The sequence below is a fragment of the Arthrobacter sp. SIMBA_036 genome (assembly GCF_046535135.1).
GTDB lineage: Bacteria > Actinomycetota > Actinomycetes > Actinomycetales > Micrococcaceae > Arthrobacter.
Genome location: NZ_JAWRXG010000329.1, coordinates 1 through 254 on the forward strand (window position 1 = coordinate 1; position 254 = coordinate 254).

Below are 254 nucleotides of genomic sequence, written 5' to 3' on the forward strand. Positions count from 1 at the left end.
GCAGACTCACGCATAGCCCAATAATTAAAAGGATGACAAATAAATCACCTAATGTGATCTGCCAGTAGTCCCGGACAGATATCCCGAAAATTTCAGTTAAAATGGTGTTACGTTCGGGTTTTGCATAATTAAAGACAACGGCAGCAATAACAAAAATAAGCCAGCCAAAAATAGACAGCCATCCCAAAGTACGAGACCAGAATGGTACGCGTCTTAAATCATCTAAAGATCCCCTTTTCATAATTTTTCTCTCG

Annotated in this window: 1 protein-coding gene; it reads right to left on the reverse strand. The window is 39.4% G+C overall.

Annotated features, from left to right (window positions below; translation table 11 throughout):
- Nucleotides 1–241, reverse strand: a 241-nt coding sequence (locus SB659_RS20070) for a hypothetical protein (protein ID WP_410551694.1), incomplete at its 3' end; no start/stop codon positions are given.
- Between the last annotated feature and the right edge of the window lie 13 nt (nucleotides 242–254).